Here is a 20,224-nt window from a genome sequence, read left to right on the forward strand (position 1 = left end):
GCGCGCACCCTCCCTCCGCACGCCACTGCCCGCGTCAGCCGGACAGCTTCTTGCGCAGCAGCTCGTTGACCTGGGCCGGATTGGCCTTTCCCTTGCTGGCCTTCATGGCCTGGCCGACCAGGGCGTTGAAGGCCTTGTCCTTGCCCGCCTTGAACTGCGCGACGTTGTCCGGATTGGCCGCGATCACGTCATCGACGATCTTTTCCAGCGCGCCGGTATCGCTCACCTGCCTGAGCCCCTTGGACTCGATGATCGCATCGACGTCGGCGCCTTCGCCCGACCAGAGGGATTCGAACACCTGCCGCGCCGCGTTGTTCGAGATGGTGCCGTCCGCGATACGGGCGATCAGCGCGCCCAGGGCCGGCGCCGCAACGGGCGCCTGATCGATGCCTATCTCCCCGGCGTTCAGGCGGCGCGAGACCTCGCCCATGATCCAGTTGCTCGCGAGCTTGGGCTGGCCGCAGGTTCGGGCCGTGGCCTCGAAGTAGGCCGCCATCGCCTTGCTTTGGGTGAGGGTGGTCGCGTCGTATTCGGGCAGTCCCCAGTCCGCGACGAACCGTGCCGCCATGGCCCGCGGCAGCTCAGGCAACGCGCTTCGCACCTGCTCCACCCAGGCGGGCGCGATGACCAGCGGCGGGAGGTCGGGATCGGGGAAGTAGCGGTAGTCGGCAGCGTCTTCCTTGGTGCGCATGGCGCGGGTCTCGCCCGTGTCCGGGTCGAACAGCACCGTGGCCTGCTCGATCGCACGCCCGTCCTCCAGCTCCTCGATCTGCCAGCGCAGCTCGTAGTCGATGGCCTGCTGCATGAACTTGAAGCTGTTGAGGTTCTTGATCTCCCGCCGGGTGCCCAGCGGCGCGCCGGGTCGGCGCACCGACACGTTGGCGTCGCAGCGGAAGCTGCCCTCCTGCATGTTGCCGTCGCAGATGCCGATCCAGGTGACGATCTTGTGCAGCTCGCGCGCGTAGGCCACGGCTTCTTCCGAGGAGCGCATATCGGGCTCGGTCACGATCTCGAGCAAGGGGGTGCCGGCGCGGTTCAGGTCGATGCCGGACATGCCGACGAAATCCTCGTGCAGCGACTTGCCCGCGTCCTCCTCGAGGTGGGCGCGCACCAGGCGCACCTGCTTTTTCTCCTGATCCAGGTAGAACTCCACCACGCCGCCCTGCACCACCGGAATCTCGTACTGGCTGATCTGGTAGCCCTTGGGCAGGTCGGGATAGAAGTAGTTCTTGCGGGCGAACACGCTGCGCGGAGCGATCTGCGCCCCGACGGCCAGGCCGAAGGCGATGGCGCGCTCGACGGCGCCGCGGTTCATCACGGGCAGGGTGCCCGGCAGCGCCAGATCGACCGCGCTGGCCTGCGTGTTCGGCTCGGCTCCGAAGGTGGTGGCCGCACGGCTGAAGATCTTGGAGCGGGTGGACAGCTGGGCGTGCGTCTCGAAGCCGATCACGACCTCATAACCCCGAATCAGTGTGCTCATGCTTCGAACCCCTCTGGCGCCTGGGTGTGGAAGTCGGTCGTTTGCTGGAAGCGGTGCGCGGCATTCAGCAGCCGCGCCTCGCCGAAATAGTTGCCGAGCAGCTGCAGGCCCACCGGCATGCCGCCCTCCCCGAAGCCGCACGGAATGCTCATGCCCGGCAGGCCGGCCAGCGAGCCCGGAAGGGTGAAGATGTCGGCCAGGTAGTTGGCCACCGGGTCGTCCGACTTGGCGCCCAGCTTCCAGGCGACGGTGGGCGCGACCGGTCCGGCGATCAGGTCGCACTCGGCGAAGGCGCGGCGGAAATCGTCGGCGATCATGCGGCGGATCTTCTGGGCCTGCAGGTAGTAGGCGTCGTAGTAGCCGTGCGAGAGCACGTAGGTGCCGATCATGATGCGGCGCTTGACCTCGTCGCCGAAGGCTTCGGCACGCGTCTTCTTGTACATGTCCAGCAGGTCGGTGTATTTCGCCGCGCGGTGGCCGAACTTCACGCCGTCGAACCGGGAGAGATTGGACGACGCCTCGGCGGCGGCGATGACGTAATAGACCGGAATCGACAACTCGGTCAGCGGCAGGCTGATATCGACCAACCGTGCCCCGAGCCTGCGGTAGTGCGCCAGCGCGGCATCGATGGCGGCGCGCACGTCCGCCGCCAGCCCCTCGCCGAAGAACTCGCGCGGCACCCCGATGCGCAGCCCGTCCAGGGGTGCGTCGAGACCGCGGCTGAAATCTTCGGCCGGTGTGTCGAGGGATGTCGAGTCGCGGTCCGGGTCGGGACCGCAGAAGGCCGAGAGCAGCAGCGCGCAATCGTGCGCGCTGCGGGCCATGGGGCCGGCCTGGTCCAGGCTGGAGGCGAAGGCGACCATGCCGTAGCGCGAGGCGCGCCCGTAAGTCGGCTTGATGCCCGTGATACCGCAAAACGACGCCGGCTGGCGGATCGAACCGCCGGTGTCGGTGCCGGTTGCCGCCGGCACCAGGGCCGCAGCGACGGCCGCAGCGCTGCCGCCTGACGATCCCCCCGGCGTGCGCTCGACGTCCCAGGGGTTCTTCACCGCGCCGAACGCGGAGTTCTCGTTGGACGAGCCCATGGCGAATTCGTCGCAATTGAGCTTGCCCAGCGTGACCGCGCCGGCTTCGCCAAGGCGGCGCACGACGGTCGCGTCGAAGGGAGAGCGGTAGCCCGCCAGCATGCGGGAGCCGGCGGTGGTGGGGAAGTCGCGGGTGACGAAGATGTCCTTGTGCGCGATGGGAACACCCAGCAAGGGTGCGGACTCTCCGGCCGCGAGCCGCTGGTCGGCCGCACGCGCCTGGGCCAGGCTGGCTTCCGGATCGGTGGCCAGGAAGGCATTGAGCCCCGCGTGGCGCTCGACGCGCACCAGGAAGTGACGCGCCACTTCCTGAGCCGAGAACTCGCGCGCGCGCAAGGCGGCGGCGAGGTCCGACAGGGTCATTTGGTGGGGTGCGACGCTCATTCGATCACCTTGGGCACGAGGAACAGCCCCCGCTCGACCGACGGGGCGCTGCGCTGCATCGCGTCGCGCTCGTCGCGCTCGCCCACCGCGTCCTCACGCAGGCGCAGCTGCACGTCCTCGAAGGCAGCGACCGGGTGCGCCAGCGGCTCGACCCCGCTGGTGTCGATGGCGCGCATGCGCTCGACCAGGCCAAAGAAGCCGTTGATCTGCGCCAGCATCCGTTCGCGCTCGGAGGGCTCGAGTTCCAGCCGCGCCAGGTGGGCGATGCGGCCGATGTCGTCGGGGGTGAGGGCCATGGGCAATCAGGGCAGGAAATATTGCAGCCGCGAGGGGCCGGGCAGGCCCTTGCGCGGGCGGTTGTTCACAGGGGATCAGGTATTATCCCGCCTTCGGATGACCCGGCCTGGAGCGCGCCCTGGCGCCATCTTTTCCCGGGGCTTCCACTGCAACGGCCGCAACAGCGGCCGCTTTCGCAAATCACGAGGACTTCCTGATGTTCGGAGCTTTCCGACGCTACTTCTCCACGGACCTGGCCATCGACCTGGGCACCGCCAACACCCTGATCTACGTCCGCGGCAAAGGGATCGTGCTGGATGAACCCTCGGTCGTGGCGATCCGGCACGAAGGCGGCCCGCAAGGCAAGAAGACCATCCAGGCCGTCGGCCACGAAGCGAAAGCGATGCTGGGCAAGGTGCCCGGCAACATCGAGGCCATCCGGCCCATGAAGGACGGCGTGATCGCCGACTTCACCGTCACCGAGCAGATGCTCAAGCAGTTCATCAAGATGGTCCATCCGCGCTCGGTGCTCAAGCCCAGCCCCCGGATCATCATCTGCGTGCCCTGCGGCTCCACCCAGGTCGAGCGCCGCGCCATCCGCGAATCCGCCCTGGGCGCCGGCGCTTCCGAGGTGTACCTGATCGAAGAACCCATGGCCGCCGCGATCGGCGCCGGCCTGCCGGTGTCCGAAGCGTCCGGCTCGATGGTCGTGGACATCGGCGGCGGCACCACCGAGGTGGGCGTCATCTCGCTGGGCGGCATGGTCTACAAGGGCAGCGTGCGCGTCGGCGGCGACAAGTTCGACGAGGCCATCATCAGCTACATCCGCCGCAACTACGGCATGCTGATCGGCGAGCCCACCGCCGAGATGATCAAGAAAAGCATCGGCTCCGCGTTTCCCGGCAGCGAAGTCAAGGAGATCGAGGTCAAGGGCCGCAACCTCTCCGAGGGCGTGCCGCGCTCGTTCACCATCTCGTCCAACGAGATCCTCGAAGCCTTGACCGACCCGCTGAACAACATCGTGTCCTCCGTCAAGAACGGGCTGGAGAGCACGCCGCCCGAACTGGGCGCGGATATTGCCGAGCGCGGCATGATGCTCACGGGCGGCGGCGCCCTGCTGCGCGACCTCGACCGCCTGCTCGCCGAGGAAACCGGCCTGCCGGTGCTGGTTGCAGAAGACCCCCTGACCTGCGTGGTGCGCGGTTGTGGCATCGCCCTGGAGCGCATGGAGCGCCTGGGTTCGATCTTCACCAGCGAGTAACCCCGCCTCCCGCAAAGGACAGCGATGCCGCTCGGTACGCTGGACAGAACGCCTCCCCCCTTCTTCAAGCAGGGCCCGTCGGCCCTCTCGAAGCTGATGGTGTGCAGCGCTCTCGCGCTGTTCCTCATGGTCGCCGACACCCGCTTCGAAATCGCCAAGCCGGTGCGCTCCGCGGTGGCGGGCGTGTTGTACCCGGCCCAGTGGCTGGCGATGCGTCCGGTGCTGGCGGTGCAGGCTGCCACTGGCTATCTGCAGGACCTGTCCAGTGCCCAGGCCGGCGAGGCGCAGGCGCGGGCGCGGCTCGCCGAGCTGGCGCAGCGCGCCTACCAGGTCGAGCAGCTCACACTGGAAAACGAGCGACTGCGCAAGCTGCTGGAGCTGCGCGAGCGCCTGAGCACGCCGTCCATGGCCGCCCAGGTGCTGTACGACGCCGCCGATCCCTACACCCGCAAGGTCGTCGTCGACAAGGGCATGGCGCACGGCGTGCAGCCCGGCTCGCCGGTCACCGACGAATCCGGCGTGCTCGGCCAGGTCACCCGGGTGCACCCGCTGGTCAGCGAAGTCACCCTCGTGACCGACCGCGACCAGGCGACACCGGTCCTCAACGCCCGCAGCGGTGTGCGCAGCGTCGTCTATGGCGATCCTTCCGGCACCCACGGCGGCGCGCTCGAGCTGCGCTTCATGCCGTCCGATGCGGACGTGCAGCAGGGCGACCTCCTCACCACCAGCGGCGTGGACGGCGTCTACCCGTCCGGGCTGCCGGTGGCGCGCGTGACCAAGGTCGAGCGCCGGGCCGACTCGGCCTTTTCACGCATCTCGGCCCAGCCCGAGGCGCTCGCCGCGGGGGCGCGCCACATCATGATCCTGCAGCCGGTGGCGGGCCAGATGCCCACGCGCCCGAGCGATGAAGTGGCCGCAGGACGCCGGGGAGCCGCACGATGATCATGCGCCCGGGCCAGCAGCTGCTGTTGCCGGCCAACCCACTGTTCATCTGGAGCAGCCTGCTGCTGGCCCTGCTGGTGAACATGCTGCCGCTCGGGCGCCTGGCCTGGATGCCCGACCTGCTGGCCGTGGTGCTGGTGTTCTGGAGCGTGCACCAGCCGCTGCGCGTGGGGGTGGCCACCGCATTCATGTTCGGCCTGGCGATGGACGTGCACCAGGCGGCCCTGCTCGGCCAGCACGCCCTGAGCTACACCACCCTGAGCTACTTCGCCATCACCATCCACCGGCGGCTGCTGTGGTTCTCGGTGCCCTCGCAGGCACTGCAGGTGCTGCCGCTGTTCGCCGCCGCGCACGCCATCGAACTGGCGATCCGGCTGCTCGCGGGCGGCGTCTTTCCCGGCTTTGCGGTGGCACTCGCCCCCGTGATCGAATGCCTGCTGTGGCCCATCGTGAGCATCGTGTTGCTGGCGCCGCAGCGCCGCGCCCCGGACCCCGATGAGAATCGCCCCCTGTGACCGAGCTGCGCAACATCGAAGCCGACCTCTCGCGCTTTCGCGTGCGAGTGCTGGTGGCCAGCGTGGTGGTGCTGGCGTGCTTCATGCTGCTGGCCGCGCGGCTGGCCTGGCTGCAGGTGGTGCGCCATGAGGCGCTGAGCGAGCGGGCCGAGGCCAACCGCACGGCGGTCGTGCCCATCGTGCCCAACCGCGGCCAGATCCTGGACCGCAACGGCATCGTGCTGGCCACCAACTACTCGGCCTTCACCCTGGAGATCACGCCTTCGCGGCTGGCCGCGCCGCTGGAGGACACCATCGACGCACTGGCTGCCGTGGTGGACATCCAGCCGCGCGACCGCCGCCGGTTCAGGAAGCTCCTGGACGAATCCAAGAGTTTCGAGTCGCTGCCGATCCGCACCAAGCTGAGCGACGAAGAGGTGGCGCGATTCACCGCGCAGCGCTTCCGCTTCCCGGGGGTGGACATCCGCGCGCGGCTGTTCCGCAACTACCCCTGGGGCGAGCTGGGCAGCCATGTCATCGGCTATATCGGGCGCATCAACCAGTCCGAGAAGCGCCAGATGGAGGAGTGGGACGAGGAGGAGCAGGCCAACTACCGGGGCACCGAGTACATCGGCAAACTCGGCATCGAGCAGAGCCTGGAGCGCCAGCTGCACGGCGCCACGGGCGTCGAGGAGGTGGAGACCTCGGCCGGCGGGCGCGCGGTGCGCAAGCTGGCCAGCCTGCCGGCGACACCCGGCAACACGGTGATGCTGTCGATCGACATCAAGCTGCAGCACCTGGTCGAGCAGATGTTCGGCGAGCGACGCGGCGCGCTGGTGGCGATCGATCCGAGCAACGGCGAGGTGCTGGCCTTCGTCTCCAAACCCACGTTCGATCCCAACCTGTTCGTCGATGGGATCGACACCGAGAGCTGGCAGGCGCTCAACGAGTCGCTCGAGAAGCCCCTCCTCAACCGGGCCCTGCGCGGCACCTACCCGCCCGGCTCCACCTACAAGCCCTTCATGGCACTGGCGGCGCTCGAGACGGGCAAGCGCACCGCAGGACAGGTGATCCACGACGGCGGCTCCTGGTCGTTCGGCGGCCACGTGTTCCGCAGCCACGGCGACCACGGGCTGGGCGCCGTCGATATGCACGCCAGCATCGTCAAGTCGAGCAACGTCTACTACTACCAGCTCGCCAACGACCTGGGCGTGGATGCGATGCACGACTTCATGAAACCGCTGGGGTTCGGCCAGCTCACCGGCATCGACATCGGCGGCGAGGTGCGCGGCGTGCTTCCCAGCCAGGAGTGGAAGCGGCGCTACTACAAGCGGCCCGAACAGAAGAAGTGGTATGCCGGCGAGACGATCTCGCTGGGCATCGGCCAGGGCTACAACAGCTTCACCATGCTGCAGCTGGCGCATGCCACCGCCACCGTGGTGAACAACGGCATCAAGCACCGGCCGCGGCTGGTGATCGCCACCCAGGACCCGATGTCGCACCAGACCACCCAGGTCGCGCCCGAGCCCGCGGTCGATCTCGGCTATCGGCGCGAGCACGTGGAGGTGATCCGCCGCGCCATGGTGGGGGTGACCCAGCAAGGCACGTCCACCCGGGTGTTCGCGGGGGCGCCCTACCTCTCGGGCGGCAAGACCGGCACGGCGCAGGCGGTCACCATCGGGCAGCGACAGAAGTACGACGCCGCCAAGCTGGAGGAACACCAGCGTGACCACTCCCTCTACATGGCGTTCGCGCCGGCGGAGAACCCGCGCATCGCGCTGGCCGTAGTGGTCGAGAACGCCGGCTTCGGTGCCGCCGCCGCCGCGCCGATCGCTCGGCGCGTGTTCGACTACTGGGTCGCCGGCCTCTATCCGAGCGAGGAAGACCTGGCTGCGCTGCGCAAGGGGCTGGCGGGCGCACCGCTGGGCAAGCCGCGCCCGGCCGCGGAAGTCGCGTGGCCGCCCGGGGCGGCGGCCGCAGCGGCGGCACTGGCCGCCGCACAAGCGCCACCAGCGCCTGCTCCTGCGGCCGTGGTCCCCACCCGCGCGTCGGCCGCGGCAGCACCGGCGCGCGCCGCGGCGCAAGCGGCTCCTCGCAACGCCTCGCGCCAGCCGGTTCGCACCACGCCCGAACGCCGGTAGACCCGTGCGCGCGGGCCGGGAGCTTGGGGCCTCGCACCTCCTGGCCGCTGCGCCAGCCTCGGTGCGCAGCGGCACCACTGCGGCGACCGGCCTCCTTACTGCGCCGCGAGCAGCCAGCGCCCGACCTGCTCCGGCATGAATCGCACGTGGCCGCGCAAGCGCCCGCTCGGGAAACCTACGTGCCCGCCAGCCGCCGGCTGCCACAGCCGCACCTGCGCGCCCGCTTCGCGTGCGCCGGGCAAGCTGTCGGCGGGCACGAAAGGATCGTTGCGGGCGTTCAGCGCCAGCGCCGGTATGCGGATGCGGTGCAGGTGGCCACGGGCCGAGGCGCGGGCGTAGTAGTCGTCGCTGTCGCGAAAGCCGTGCAGCGGTGCCGTGAAGATGTTGTCGAAGGCGTACAGGTCCCGCGCAGCCAGCAGGGCTTCGCGGTCGAACAGGCCGGGGTGCTGGGCCAGTTTCTTCAGGGCCTTGGGCTTCATGCTGCGCAGGAACATGCCGGTGTAGACGAGGCGGTTGAAGCCGGCGGCGATGGCACGCCCGCCGGCCGCCAGGTCGAGCGGCGCGCACACCGCTGCCACGGCCCGGGCGCAGCTGCCCGCCGCGCTGCCAGCCTCGGCGGCCCAGCGCAGCAGCGCGTTGCCGCCCAGCGAGACGCCCACGGCCAGAACCGGCTGACCGTGCCGCTCGCGCAAGCGCGCCAGCAGCCAGCCGATCTCCTCGTAATCGCCCGAGTGGTAGGCGCGCGGCGCCAGGTTCAGCTCGCCGCTGCAGCCGCGGAAGTGCGGCACCACGAACTGCAGGCCCTGGCCGCGCGCGAAGTCGGCGAACGCTTCGGCATAGTGGCTGCGCGAAGACCCCTCCAGCCCATGGAACAGGACCAGCAGCGGGGCATCGGGAAGGGCGCCGGCGCTGCCGGCGAGCCAGTCGAGATCGACGAAGTCGCCATCGGGCGTGGGCCACCGTTCCCGGCGGTAGGTGACCGGTCCGTCCCAGGTGCGCCGAGCGAAAAGCGCCGGCCAGATGGTCTGGAGATTGCCGCCGGGCAGCCACCAGGGCGCCGTGTACTCCATGCCGGGATCAGTGCAGGATCTGTGGCGCGAGCGAGACCTCCTGCAGTTCGCCGGGAGTGCCGGGACTCGCATGGTGCGCGACCAGTCGCCAGCCCTGCGCCGTGCGGTGGTAGACGTTGGTGGCGATCACCCAGGCCTCGCGCGGCCCCTGTGGCGTGAGCACCTCGACCTGTTCGATCAGGTGGTGCACGCAGCTGCCGACCGATTCGAGCTTGCGCAGCTGCTGCGGGCGGGCTCGGATGCTCCCATTGGCGAACATGGCTTCGAAGGTGGCGCGGATCGCGGCAGCGCCCACCACGCGGGGCCCTCCGGGATGGACGCAGACGATCTCGTCCTCGTCGGCCCAGCAGGCCATCAGCTGCTCGATGTCGGCGCGCCGCAGCGCGTCGTAGAAGGCCGCTTCCACCTCGTCCGCATTGCCCTCGAGGTGGGCGGCCTGGAGTTTGTTCCTGGGCATGGCGAGGCGATTGTGCCGGCAATCCGGGCCGGCCCGCGGCTGGCGCAACTGTGCTACTGTTTTCGCCACCTCGCCTCCCACCATCTACCCCTGCCGCTCCCCCGGTGCACGCCCCATGAAACGCTGGTTCGCCCACTTCGCCGCCGTCTTCGCCGCCGTCCTCGCGCTCAGCGGCTGCGGCTACAACGACTTCCAACGGCTCGACGAGCAGACCAAATCGGCCTGGAGCGAGGTGCTCAACCAGTACCAGCGGCGCGCCGACCTGGTGCCCAACCTGGTCGAGACCGTCAAGGGCGAGACCACATTCGAGCAGGAAACCCTCACCCGGGTGATCGAGGCGCGGGCACGGGCGACCTCGGTGCAGGTCACGCCCGAGACGCTCAACGACCCGCAGGCGTTCCAGCGCTTTCAGCAGGTCCAGGGCGAGCTCTCGTCGGCGCTGAGCCGGCTCATGGCGGTGAGCGAGCGCTATCCTGAACTCAAGGCCAACCAGGGCTTCAGCGACCTGCGGGTCCAGCTCGAAGGCACCGAGAACCGCATCACCGTCGCGCGCAACCGCTACATCCAGGCCGTGCAGGAGTACAACGTCCTGGCGCGCAGCTTCCCCACCAACCTCACGGCCATGGCGTTCAGCTACGAGCCCAAGGCCAACTTCGCCGTGCAGGACGAGGCGCAGATGGCAACGCCCCCGCGGGTGGACTTCGGCACCGGCGCGCCGGCGAACCCGGGTGCCACCACCCGCTGAGGCGGCACCCGGCAGGCCAGACTCGGCGCCCATGGCACTCTTGCGCGGAATCTCGCACGCAGGCGACGCGCGCTTCGCTGCGCAGCCGCCTGCTCTGGGGCGCCTGCTGTCCATATTCCTGTTGCTGATTGCCTGCATGTGCCTGCCCGCCGGGCAGGCCGCTGCGCAGGACGTGCAGCCGGTGCCGCCGTTGTCGGCTCGGGTGGTGGACCGCACCGGCACGCTGGCCCCGCCGCAGCAGCAGGCCCTGGAGGCGCAGCTCGCGGCGCTCGAGCAGGAGACCGGCGCGCAGGTGGTCGTGCTGATGGTGCCCACCAGCGAGCCGGAAGACCTGTTCAGCTACGCCAACCGCGTGGCCAACGAGTGGAAGATCGGACGGCGCGAGGTCGGAGACGGCGTGCTGATCGTGGTGGCGAAGGACGACCGGCGCGTGCGGATCGAAGTGGCCAAGACGCTCGAGGGCGCGCTCCCGGATCTGCGGGCCCGCCAGATCATCGACGAGGCGATCACGCCGGCATTTCGCCAGGGCGACTTCGCCGGCGGCCTGGCCGCAGCCGTGGGGCGCATCGGCGCGCACGTGCGGGGTGAAGCGCTGCCGGCCCCGACACAGGCGGCCGCAGGCACACGCGCCGGCGGCTTCGACTGGATGGAGTTGGCCGTGCTCCTGTTCATCGCCGTGCCCGTGGCCGGCGGCGTGCTGCGCGCGGTGTTCGGCCGGCCACTCGGCTCGATCGTCGCGGGCGGCGCCGTGGGCGCGCTGGCCTTCGTGGTCACGACCAGCCTGGTGGTGGCGGTGCTGGCGGGCCTGGTGGGCCTGCTGGTGGCGCTGCTCGGCGGCATGGGCGGCCCCGCCGGCCGCGGCATCGGGCGCCACCGGGGACCGCCTTTCGGCGGCCCGGGCTGGGGCGGCACACGCCACCACGGCGGCTGGGGCGGCGGCCTGGGAGGTGGCGGCGGGTTCCGCTCCGGTGGCGGCGGCAACTTCGGAGGCGGCGGCGCCTCGGGGGGCTGGTGATGGGCTGGCTGCACCGCATCGGCAGGCTGGCGCGCCATCGCTGGAACGAGGACGGCCGGCTGCACCGGGCCATGCCCGCGGCGCTGCTGGGGCGCCTGGAAACGCAGGTGGCTGCCAGCGAGACGCGGCATACCGGCGAGATCCGCATCTACGTCGAAGCCGGGCTTCCGAACAGCTATATCTGGCGCGACGCCACGGCGCGAGAGCGGGCGATCTCGGTGTTCGGCAAGCTGCGCGTGTGGGACACCGAGCAGAACAACGGCGTGCTGATCTATCTGCTGCTGGCGGAGCACGCGATCGAGATCGTGGCGGACCGTGGGTTGTCGCGGCAGGTTGCGGCGGAATACTGGAGCGAGGTGCTCGCCCACATGCGCGACGCCTTTCGCGCCGGCCGGATCGAGGACGGGATGCTGCAGGCCCTGGGCGAGGTCGAGGAACTGCTGGTGAAGCACTTCCCTGCCGACAGCCCCGTGGGCGGCGGGCCGAACGAATTGCCCGACGCACCGGTGCTGGGGTGAGGCAGGTGCCGGCGAAACCGTTCACGCTGCGGGGGGTGGCCTGGCGAAGCGTCGGAGCGCAGTCGATGCCGGATCGGTGGTCGGCGGGGCACACCCTTCAGCACGCCCCGGCACCGGCGGTGCGCAGCACCTGCTGCTGCGCTCGGCTTTCGGTGAACGCCGTCGTCGGATAGACCGGGATGCGGCGAATACGGGCTGCAACGACGTCTAGAGCATCTGCCGCGGCGTACCTGGCGGTGCATCGGCATTGTTGTGTTCGCCGGGCGTAGCTCCTGCACCGCGGCTCTGCCGAGATGGCTGCGTATCCGCACGCGTTGTGCGGACGGAAAAAAGCCCCGGTCTTGCGACCGGGGCCGAGTGCGCGGTTTTTAGCGCTTCTTATTGCCTGGTGTCCGCTCAGCGCTTCTGACGGTACTTGCGCAGCGCGGCAATCTGGGCCGCCATCACGGCGAGTTCCGACTGGGCCTTGGCCAGGTCGATATCGCTCTTGGCGTTCTTGAGGGCTTCCTCGGCGGCTTGCCGGGCTTCGTTGGCCTTTTCCTCGTCCAGGTCCTTGCCGCGGATGGCGGTGTCGGACAGCACGGTGACGGTGCTGGGCTGCACCTCGAGCACGCCGCCGGCCACGAAGACGAACTCCTCGGTGCCGTCGGCCTTTTCGATGCGCACCGAGCCCGGGCGGATGCGGGTGATCAGCGGCGTGTGCCGCGGATAGATCCCCAGCTCGCCGGCCTCGCCGGGCAGCGCTACGAAGCGGGCGTCGCCGGAGAAGATGGACTCTTCGGCGCTGACCACCTCGACGCGGATGGTGTGGGTGGTATCGACCATGGCTTCAGCCCGCCGCCAGCTTCTTGGCCTTCTCGAAAGCTTCGTCGATGGTGCCGACCATGTAGAAGGCCTGCTCGGGCAGGTGGTCGCACTCGCCGGAGGCGATCATCTTGAAGCCACGGATGGTCTCGGCCAGCGGCACGTACTTGCCGGGGGAGCCGGTGAACACTTCGGCCACATGGAAGGGCTGCGAGAGGAAACGCTGGATCTTGCGCGCGCGGGCCACGGCCAGCTTGTCCTCGGGCGCGAGTTCGTCCATGCCCAGGATGGCGATGATGTCGCGCAGTTCCTTGTAGCGCTGCAGCGTGCCCTGGACCGAGCGCGCCACACCGTAGTGTTCCTCGCCGACCACCAGCGGATCGAGCTGGCGGCTGGTCGAGTCGAGCGGATCCACCGCGGGGTAGATACCCAGCGCCGCGATGTCGCGCGACAGCACCACGGTGGAGTCCAGGTGGGCGAAGGTCGTGGCGGGCGACGGATCGGTCAGGTCGTCGGCGGGCACGTACACGGCCTGGATCGACGTGATCGAGCCGACCTTGGTGGAGGTGATGCGCTCCTGAAGGCGACCCATTTCCTCGGCCAGCGTCGGCTGGTAGCCCACGGCGGAGGGCATGCGGCCCAGCAGCGCGGACACTTCGGTGCCGGCCAGCGTGTAGCGGTAGATGTTGTCCACGAAGAACAGCACGTCCCGGCCTTCGTCGCGGAAGGACTCGGCGATGGTGAGGCCGGTGAGCGCCACTCGCAGGCGGTTGCCCGGAGGCTCGTTCATCTGGCCGTAGACCATGGCCACTTTCGACTCGGCCAGGTTGTCCAGCTTGACGACGCCCGAGTCGGCCATCTCGTGATAGAAGTCGTTGCCCTCGCGGGTGCGCTCACCCACGCCGGCGAACACCGACAGACCGGAGTGGGCCTTGGCGATGTTGTTGATCAGCTCCATCATGTTCACGGTCTTGCCGACACCGGCGCCGCCGAACAGGCCCACCTTGCCGCCCTTGGCGAACGGGCAGACCAGGTCGATCACCTTGATGCCGGTCTCCAGCAGCTCCTGGGAGGGCGAGAGCTCGTCGTACGACGGGGCCTTGCGGTGGATGGACGCTGACAGGGTGGCATCGACGGGGCCGCGCTCGTCGATGGGGTTGCCCAGGACGTCCATGATGCGGCCGAGCGTGGCCTTGCCCACCGGCACGGTGATCGGTCCGTTGGTGTTGTAGACCATGTTGCCGCGCCGCAGGCCGTCCGACGAGCCCAGCGCGATGGTGCGGACGACGCCGTCACCCAGCTGCTGCTGCACTTCGAGCGTGAGGGCGGTGCCCTCCATCTTGAGCGCGTCGTACACCTTCGGCATGCGGTCGCGCGGGAATTCCACGTCGACGACGGCGCCAATGCACTGGACGATCTTGCCCTGAACGCGGGCGGTCACTTGAGCGTTCTCTTGAGCCATGTGTTGCTCCAATCTCGTTATCTTTAAACAGCCGCGGCGCCGGCCACGATCTCCGAAAGCTCTTTCGTGATCGCTGCCTGGCGCGTCTTGTTGTAGACCAGCTTCAACTCGCCGATGACATTGCCTGCGTTGTCGGTCGCCGCCTTCATGGCCACCATGCGCGCCGACTGCTCGGACGCCATGTTCTCGGCCACGGCCTGGTAGACCAGCGCCTCGACGTAGCGCAGCAGCAGCTCGTCGATCACGGTCTTGGCGTCCGGCTCGTAGATGTAGTCCCAGGAATGCTGGCCCGCGTCCGCCTGCATGCGCTCACGGGTCAAGGGCAGCAGCTGCTCGACCACCGGCTCCTGCTTCATCGTGTTGATGAACTTGGTGTAGCAGAGGTAGACGGCGCTGAGCTTGCCTTCGGCGTACTGGTCGAGCAGCACCTTGACCGGCCCGATCAGCTTGTCCAGATGCGGCGTGTCGCCCAACTGCGTGACGTGCGAGACGACCCGCGCGCCGATCCGGTTCAGGAACCCGAGTCCCTTGTTGCCGATGGCGACGGCCTGCGGGTCGATGCCAGCCGCCTGCAGCTCGCGCAGCTTGCCCGTGACGGCACGCAGCACGTTGGTGTTCATGCCGCCGCACAGGCCCTTGTCGGTGGTGACGACGATGAAGCCCGCCGCCTTCGACTCGTTGGTCTGCATGAAGGCGTGCGTGTACTCGGGGTTCGCTGCGCCGAGGTTGACGGCGATATTGCGCACCTTGTCGCTGTAAGGCCGGGCCGAACGCATCCGCTCCTGCGCCTTGCGCATCTTGGAGGCGGCGACCATCTCCATGGCCTTGGTGATCTTCTTGGTGTTTTCCACCGATTTGATCTTGCCGCGAATCTCTTTTCCTGCAGCCATCGTGCTTCCCCTGCGCCTTAGGCGAAGGTCTTCTTGAAGGCCTGGATCGCGGAAGTCAGCTCGGCTTCGGCGTCCTTGTCCATGGCCTTGTCGTTCTCGAGCTTGGACAGCAGCGCGCCGTGCTTGTCCTTCAGGAAGGAGTGCAGGCCCGACTCGAAGGCCAGGACCTTCTTGACGTCGATGTCGTCGAAGTAGCCCTTGTTCACCGCGAACAGCGAAGCGGCCATCAGAGAGATGGGCAGTGGGCTGTACTGCGGCTGCTTGAGCAGTTCGGTGACCCGGGCGCCGCGATCGAGCTGCTTGCGGGTGGCTTCGTCGAGGTCGGAGGCGAACTGGGCGAAGGCCGCGAGTTCGCGGTACTGCGCCAGGTCGGTACGGATGCCGCCGGACAGGCTCTTGATCAGCTTGGTCTGGGCCGCACCGCCGACGCGCGACACCGAAATACCCGCGTTGATGGCGGGACGGATGCCGGCGTTGAACAGGCTGGTCTCCAGGAAGATCTGGCCGTCGGTGATCGAGATCACGTTGGTCGGCACGAACGCGGACACGTCGCCAGCCTGCGTCTCGATGATCGGCAGGGCCGTGAGCGAACCGGTCCTGCCCTTGACCTCACCCTTGGTGAATGCCTCGACATAGTCGGCGTTCACGCGGGCAGCGCGCTCGAGAAGGCGGCTGTGGAGATAGAAGATGTCGCCGGGAAAGGCTTCGCGTCCCGGGGGGCGGCGCAGCAGCAGGGAGACCTGGCGGTAGGCAACGGCCTGCTTGGACAGGTCGTCATAAATGATCAGGGCGTCCTGGCCGCGGTCGCGGAAATACTCGCCCATGGTGCAGCCGGAGTAGGCCGAGATGTACTGCATGGCAGCAGACTCGGAAGCCGAGGCGGCGACGACGATGGTGTAGTCCATCGCACCGGCCTGCTCGAGCGCGCGCACGATGTTCTTGATCGTGGACGCCTTCTGGCCGATAGCGACGTACACGCAGGTCATGTTCTGACCCTTCTGGTTGATGATCGCATCCACCGCCACGGCAGACTTGCCGGTCTGGCGGTCGCCGATGATCAGCTCGCGCTGACCGCGGCCGATCGGCACCATGGAGTCGATGGCCTTCAGGCCGGTCTGCACCGGCTGGTCCACCGATTTGCGCGCGATCACGCCCGGGGCGACCTTCTCGATCACGTCGGTCAGCTTGGCGTTGACCGGGCCCTTGCCGTCGATCGGCTGGCCGAGGGCGTTGACCACGCGGCCGATCAGTTCCGGGCCGACGGGCACTTCCAGGATGCGGCCCGTGCACTTGACGGTGTCGCCTTCGGAGATGTGCTCGTACTGCCCCAGGATCACGGAGCCGACCGAGTCGCGCTCGAGGTTCAGTGCCAGGCCGAAAGTGGGCACGCCCTCGGGCGTGGCGGGAAACTCCAGCATCTCGCCGGCCATCGCATCGGACAGGCCGTGGATGCGGCAGATGCCGTCGGTCACGGAGATCACCGTGCCCTGGTTGCGGACGTCGGCGCTGGCGCCCAGGCCCTCGATCCGGCTCTTGATCAGTTCGGAGATTTCAGCGGGATTGAGTTGCATGACTCTTTCCTTTGTAGTGGGTTGCGGACTGCCTGCGGCCGGGGGCGGCCGACGGTCAGGCCGTGAGGGCGGCCTTCATCTGCTCGAGGCGGGCCTTGACCGAGGTGTCCAGCACCTCGTCGCCGACCACGACGCGAACGCCGCCGATAAGGGTGGGATCTTCCTGGACGGTGAGGTTCAGCCGCCGCCCGAAGCGCTTCTCGAGCACCGACGCGAGGTCGGCCAGAGCCGCCGCCGCGATGGGGAACGGGCTGTGGACCACTGCATCGGAGCTGCCGCCTTGCGAATTGCGCAAGTTGCGGAACTGCACGGCGATCTCCGGCAGCGCCTCGAGCCGGCCGTTCTCGATCACGGTGCGCAGGAAGTTCTGCGCCTCGAGCGGTAGCTGCTGCTTGGCAACCCCGGTGATCACGTCGAAGACCTGCTGGTCGGTGACCTTGGGATTGCCGGCGAAATCCAGCAGTTGCGGGTTGGCGGCGACCGCGGCCAGGGCGTCCAGCCACCGGGAGGCACCTTCGAGATCGGCCTGCGAGGACTGGAACAGCGCCTCGGCGTAGGGCCGGGCGATGGTGGCGAGTTCGGCCATGGCGGATGTCCTTGGATTACAGCTCGTTCTTCAGGCGGTCCAGCAGCTCGGCGTGCACGCTGGCGTTGACCTCGCGGCGCAGGATCTGCTCGGCGCCCTTGACGGCCAGGGCCGCCACCTGCGCGCGCAGCGCCTCGCGGGCCCGGACGGCCTGCTGCTCTGCTTCGGCTTGCGCCGCCGCGATGATCTTGTTGCCTTCATCGGTCGCGCGGGCCTTCGCCTCGTCGATGATCGCCTGGGCGCGGCGTTCGGCGTCGGCGCGCAGTCCAGCGGTCTCGGTGCGGGCACGGGCCAGCTCCTCCTCCACGCGGCGGTCTGCGGCCGCGAGGTCGGCCTTGGCCTTGTCAGCGGCGGCCAGACCCTCGGCGATCTTGCGGGCGCGCTCGTCCAGCGCCTTGGTGATCGGCGGCCAGATGAAGCGCATCGTGAACCAGACAAGGATCGCAAAGACGATCGCTTGCAGGATCAGGGTCGCGTTGATGTTCACGGAATGGTCCTTTCCGTCCTGACCGGGCGTGCGCCGATCAAACCAGGACGAAGGGGTTGGCGAAGGCGAACAGCAGGGCGATGGCCACGCCGATCAGGAAGGCCGCGTCGATCAGGCCGGCCAGAATGAACATCTTGGTCTGCAGCTCGTTCATCAGCTCGGGCTGGCGGGCAGAGGACTCGAGGTACTTGCCGCCCATGAGTGCGATGCCGATCGATGCGCCGATCGCACCGAGGCCGACGATGATGCCGCAAGCCAGCGCGACGAAACCGAGAATGTTTTCCATGATTGCTCCTGTGTAGATAGTGGAAAGGAAAGGGAAGGGGAAACTTGAGCCGAACCGCCGAGCCGATCAGTGCGCGTCGTGGGCCTGGCCGACATAGATGAGTGTCAGCATCATGAAGATGAAGGCCTGCAGCGTGATGATCAGGATGTGGAACAGCGTCCAGACGGTTCCGGCGATGACGTGGCCGATCGCCAGACCGATGCCCGTGGCCGACAGGGTGAAGGCACCCCCCATCAGCGCGATCAGCATGAACACCAGTTCACCGGCGAACATGTTGCCGAACAGTCGCATGCCGTGCGAGACGGTTTTGGCCACGAACTCGATCACCTGCATGAGGAAGTTGAACGGCCACAGCAGCGGGTGGGCACCGAAGGGCGCGGTAAACAGCTCGTGGCCCCAGCCACCGAGTCCCTTGATCTTGATGTTGTAGTAGAAGCACAGGAGCAGCACGCTGACCGACAGGCCCAGCGTGGTCGACAGGTCGGCCGTGGCGACGACCCGCATGTAGTCGGGGAACCCCGCTGCAGGGCCCGCAACGTGCCAGGCCTGGGGGATCAGATCGACGGGAATCATGTCCATGAAGTTCATCAGGAAGATCCAGATGAACACCGTCAGGGCGAGCGGCGAGACCAGCTTGCGGCTCTTCTCGTTGTGGATGACGCCCTTGGCTTGCGTCTCGACCATTTCGGCCATGATCTCCACGGCCGCCTGAAAACGCCCCGGGACACCCGAAGTCGCCCGGCGCGCGCCGCGCCACAGCACGAAGCAGCCGAGGACGCCCAGCAGCAGCGAGTACACGACCGAATCGAGATTGAAGACACTGAAGTCGACGATGGCGGTCTGCTTGACGCTCTCGAATTGGAAGTTCATCTGCAGGTGCTGCAGGTGATGCCGGATGTACTCGCCTGCGGTCGGTGCGTTTTCGGCAGCCATGAGTCGTTTATTTCCCAGTTCTTCGCGGACGCCGCATCCATGCGAGCGCCACCCAATACATCTTTGTCGCCAGGATGACGCCAGCCACGAGAGCCAGCCAGTTCAACCCCGGCACCACTTTCGGCGCAGCGGCCAACAAGGCCACCGTCAACACCAGCTTCACCAGCTCCCACAGCAGGAAGCCCGCGCCGGCACCACGAACCACCGCCCGCGCATAAAGCCCGGCGGGCAGCGCCACGGCCCAGGCCCCATACAGGAGCGACCAGCCGATCGCCTTGTCGGCCCCTGAGACCCAGGCAATCAACGCGGCCACAGGCCCCACCGCCAGCTGCGCCCCGACCACCCGCCAAGGAGAAACCTGGGGAAGCTGTTCGCGCAGCCGTTGCGCCTGTTCGGCGCTCAGCGGCTCAAAAGACGGCTCGTGCCAGGAGTCGGACGCGAGCTCATCGGAGGAAGGCGCGGGCGGTTTCGTCATGATCGGCGGCCGCGCCTGGGGCCTCAAATTCAACAAAGCCTCTGATTATAGGTAGAAACCACAGCCCTCCGGCCAGCCTCATCCAGTCGACGGCAATGGCTCTGGCGGACATAGGTGATTTGCAGCGGCGTTCACAATCGCGTTTGCATGAGTCGCCACACCCCCCGATCTACCAAGCGCCCGCCGGACCGCGGCATGTGGCGCCGCATGCGGCATTCGCTTGGCCGCCGCCTGCCCGAGCGCAAGGCTCTCGCCGGCCATCCGATGTTGCGGCCCGTCGCCAAGCATGTGCTGGCTCCATGGCTGTGGCATCTGCAACACGAATCGGTGGCGCGGGGCGTGGCCATCGGGGTGTTCTGGGCTTTCGTGATGCCCCTGGGCCAGATTCCGCTGGCGGCGGCCCATTGCATCTGGTGGCGCGCCAACATCCCGGTGTCGGTGCTCGCGACCCTGGTCACCAATCCGCTGACGCTCGGCTTCTGGCTGTGGGCGGCCTACCGCCTCGGCACCGTGTTCGTGACCGCCCCGCCCCTGGTCATGCCGCGCCAGGGAACCAGCCTGCTGGAATGGCTGCAGGCAGTCGGCACCCCCGTGTTCATCGGCATGGGCCTGTTCGCCGTCCTCGGCTCGATCGGTGCGTACGCGCTGGTGAAACTGGCCTGGCGATTGCGGGTGGTGCTCCATCTGCGCCAGAGGCGGCGGCGCAGTACGCGACACACGCCGCATGACTGAACCCGCCTGTTCCGGCCGGGTCGATCCGCAGCGGGCCCGCCATTGGAAGCGGCCGTGCCGGCCCTATCTACGAAAAGCGGCTCCTGCAACGCCGGCGTGCCGAGCCGGCATGCGCGGGTATTGGCCGGCC

Annotated in this window: 22 protein-coding genes; 8 read left to right on the plus strand and 14 right to left on the minus strand. The window is 68.3% G+C overall.

Annotated features, from left to right (window positions below):
• Window positions 1–34: 34 nt before the first annotated feature.
• Genes gatB through gatC form a run of 3 tightly spaced genes read right to left on the minus strand, consistent with a single transcriptional unit; the run spans window position 35 to window position 3,245 of the window.
• Window positions 35–1,480, minus strand: a complete 1,446-nt coding sequence (gene gatB / locus WG922_RS19195) for an Asp-tRNA(Asn)/Glu-tRNA(Gln) amidotransferase subunit GatB (protein ID WP_340284480.1) — start codon at window positions 1,478–1,480, stop codon at window positions 35–37.
• Window positions 1,477–2,949, minus strand: a complete 1,473-nt coding sequence (gene gatA / locus WG922_RS19200; protein ID WP_340284481.1) for an Asp-tRNA(Asn)/Glu-tRNA(Gln) amidotransferase subunit GatA — start codon at window positions 2,947–2,949, stop codon at window positions 1,477–1,479. Before gatA ends, gatB begins: the two co-directional genes overlap by 4 nt.
• On the minus strand, window positions 2,946–3,245 hold the full coding sequence (gene gatC / locus WG922_RS19205; protein ID WP_340284483.1) for an Asp-tRNA(Asn)/Glu-tRNA(Gln) amidotransferase subunit GatC: 300 nt from the start codon (window positions 3,243–3,245) through the stop codon (window positions 2,946–2,948). Before gatC ends, gatA begins: the two co-directional genes overlap by 4 nt.
• A 197-nt stretch (window positions 3,246–3,442) precedes the next feature.
• On the opposite strand from gatC, the gene WG922_RS19210 reads away from it, so the two are divergent.
• The 4 genes from WG922_RS19210 to mrdA are packed head-to-tail and all read left to right on the plus strand — an operon-like array spanning window position 3,443 to window position 8,063.
• A complete protein-coding gene (locus WG922_RS19210; RefSeq protein WP_340284484.1) occupies window positions 3,443–4,486 on the plus strand; it encodes a rod shape-determining protein in 1,044 nt (347 codons plus the stop codon).
• A 24-nt stretch (window positions 4,487–4,510) separates the two neighbouring features.
• The gene (gene mreC / locus WG922_RS19215; protein ID WP_340284485.1) at window positions 4,511–5,428 is read left to right on the plus strand and encodes a rod shape-determining protein MreC; all 918 of its coding nucleotides are present in this window, start codon (window positions 4,511–4,513) and stop codon (window positions 5,426–5,428) included.
• Window positions 5,425–5,943 (plus strand): rod shape-determining protein MreD, encoded by a 519-nt coding sequence (gene mreD / locus WG922_RS19220; RefSeq protein ID WP_340284486.1) that lies wholly within the window; start codon window positions 5,425–5,427, stop codon window positions 5,941–5,943. The genes mreC and mreD overlap by 4 nt, the downstream gene beginning before the upstream one ends.
• Window positions 5,940–8,063: a penicillin-binding protein 2 gene (gene mrdA, locus WG922_RS19225; protein ID WP_340284487.1), complete on the plus strand. Its 2,124-nt coding sequence runs from the start codon at window positions 5,940–5,942 to the stop codon at window positions 8,061–8,063. Before mreD ends, mrdA begins: the two co-directional genes overlap by 4 nt.
• A 95-nt stretch (window positions 8,064–8,158) precedes the next feature.
• Here mrdA and WG922_RS19230 read toward each other — a convergent pair whose 3' ends face one another.
• Window positions 8,159–9,133, minus strand: coding sequence for a YheT family hydrolase (locus WG922_RS19230; protein ID WP_340284489.1), 975 nt, complete (start codon window positions 9,131–9,133; stop codon window positions 8,159–8,161).
• Between the two features lie 7 nt (window positions 9,134–9,140).
• Window positions 9,141–9,590: a YybH family protein gene (locus WG922_RS19235; RefSeq protein WP_340284490.1), complete on the minus strand. Its 450-nt coding sequence runs from the start codon at window positions 9,588–9,590 to the stop codon at window positions 9,141–9,143.
• A 115-nt stretch (window positions 9,591–9,705) separates the two neighbouring features.
• Between WG922_RS19235 and WG922_RS19240 the strand changes: the two genes are divergently transcribed.
• Genes WG922_RS19240 through WG922_RS19250 form a run of 3 tightly spaced genes read left to right on the plus strand, consistent with a single transcriptional unit; the run spans window position 9,706 to window position 11,868 of the window.
• Window positions 9,706–10,335: a LemA family protein gene (locus tag WG922_RS19240; RefSeq protein WP_340284491.1), complete on the plus strand. Its 630-nt coding sequence runs from the start codon at window positions 9,706–9,708 to the stop codon at window positions 10,333–10,335.
• Between the two features lie 31 nt (window positions 10,336–10,366).
• Window positions 10,367–11,350, plus strand: a complete 984-nt coding sequence (locus WG922_RS19245; protein ID WP_340284492.1) for a TPM domain-containing protein — start codon at window positions 10,367–10,369, stop codon at window positions 11,348–11,350.
• Window positions 11,350–11,868: a TPM domain-containing protein gene (locus WG922_RS19250; RefSeq protein WP_340284493.1), complete on the plus strand. Its 519-nt coding sequence runs from the start codon at window positions 11,350–11,352 to the stop codon at window positions 11,866–11,868. The genes WG922_RS19245 and WG922_RS19250 overlap by 1 nt, the downstream gene beginning before the upstream one ends.
• A 396-nt stretch (window positions 11,869–12,264) precedes the next feature.
• Here WG922_RS19250 and WG922_RS19255 read toward each other — a convergent pair whose 3' ends face one another.
• The 9 genes from WG922_RS19255 to WG922_RS19295 all read right to left on the minus strand — a co-directional run bounded on the left by WG922_RS19255 (window position 12,265) and on the right by WG922_RS19295 (window position 19,362).
• Window positions 12,265–12,693 carry a F0F1 ATP synthase subunit epsilon gene (locus WG922_RS19255; protein ID WP_340284494.1) on the minus strand — a complete coding sequence of 143 codons (429 nt, stop codon included), beginning with the start codon at window positions 12,691–12,693 and terminating at the stop codon, window positions 12,265–12,267.
• A 4-nt stretch (window positions 12,694–12,697) separates the two neighbouring features.
• A complete protein-coding gene (gene atpD, locus WG922_RS19260) occupies window positions 12,698–14,134 on the minus strand; it encodes a F0F1 ATP synthase subunit beta (protein WP_340284495.1) in 1,437 nt (478 codons plus the stop codon).
• A 23-nt stretch (window positions 14,135–14,157) separates the two neighbouring features.
• Window positions 14,158–15,024 carry a F0F1 ATP synthase subunit gamma gene (gene atpG, locus WG922_RS19265; RefSeq protein ID WP_340284496.1) on the minus strand — a complete coding sequence of 289 codons (867 nt, stop codon included), beginning with the start codon at window positions 15,022–15,024 and terminating at the stop codon, window positions 14,158–14,160.
• A 17-nt stretch (window positions 15,025–15,041) separates the two neighbouring features.
• Window positions 15,042–16,595 carry a F0F1 ATP synthase subunit alpha gene (gene atpA, locus WG922_RS19270; protein WP_340284498.1) on the minus strand — a complete coding sequence of 518 codons (1,554 nt, stop codon included), beginning with the start codon at window positions 16,593–16,595 and terminating at the stop codon, window positions 15,042–15,044.
• Between the two features lie 55 nt (window positions 16,596–16,650).
• Window positions 16,651–17,181: a F0F1 ATP synthase subunit delta gene (locus WG922_RS19275; RefSeq protein ID WP_340284499.1), complete on the minus strand. Its 531-nt coding sequence runs from the start codon at window positions 17,179–17,181 to the stop codon at window positions 16,651–16,653.
• Between the two features lie 16 nt (window positions 17,182–17,197).
• On the minus strand, window positions 17,198–17,668 hold the full coding sequence (locus tag WG922_RS19280; RefSeq protein WP_340284500.1) for a F0F1 ATP synthase subunit B: 471 nt from the start codon (window positions 17,666–17,668) through the stop codon (window positions 17,198–17,200).
• 37 nt (window positions 17,669–17,705) lie between these two features.
• Window positions 17,706–17,954, minus strand: coding sequence for a F0F1 ATP synthase subunit C (gene atpE, locus WG922_RS19285; RefSeq protein WP_340284501.1), 249 nt, complete (start codon window positions 17,952–17,954; stop codon window positions 17,706–17,708).
• A gap of 66 nt (window positions 17,955–18,020) precedes the next feature.
• Window positions 18,021–18,887: a F0F1 ATP synthase subunit A gene (gene atpB, locus WG922_RS19290; RefSeq protein WP_340284502.1), complete on the minus strand. Its 867-nt coding sequence runs from the start codon at window positions 18,885–18,887 to the stop codon at window positions 18,021–18,023.
• A gap of 7 nt (window positions 18,888–18,894) precedes the next feature.
• A complete protein-coding gene (locus WG922_RS19295; RefSeq protein WP_340284503.1) occupies window positions 18,895–19,362 on the minus strand; it encodes an ATP synthase subunit I in 468 nt (155 codons plus the stop codon).
• A gap of 207 nt (window positions 19,363–19,569) precedes the next feature.
• Here WG922_RS19295 and WG922_RS19300 point away from each other — a divergent pair, with 207 nt between their 5' ends.
• On the plus strand, window positions 19,570–20,094 hold the full coding sequence (locus WG922_RS19300; protein WP_340284504.1) for a DUF2062 domain-containing protein: 525 nt from the start codon (window positions 19,570–19,572) through the stop codon (window positions 20,092–20,094).
• Window positions 20,095–20,224: the final 130 nt, after the last annotated feature.

It is taken from the genome of Ramlibacter sp. AN1015, from assembly GCF_037726105.1.
Lineage (GTDB): Bacteria > Pseudomonadota > Gammaproteobacteria > Burkholderiales > Burkholderiaceae_C > Ramlibacter.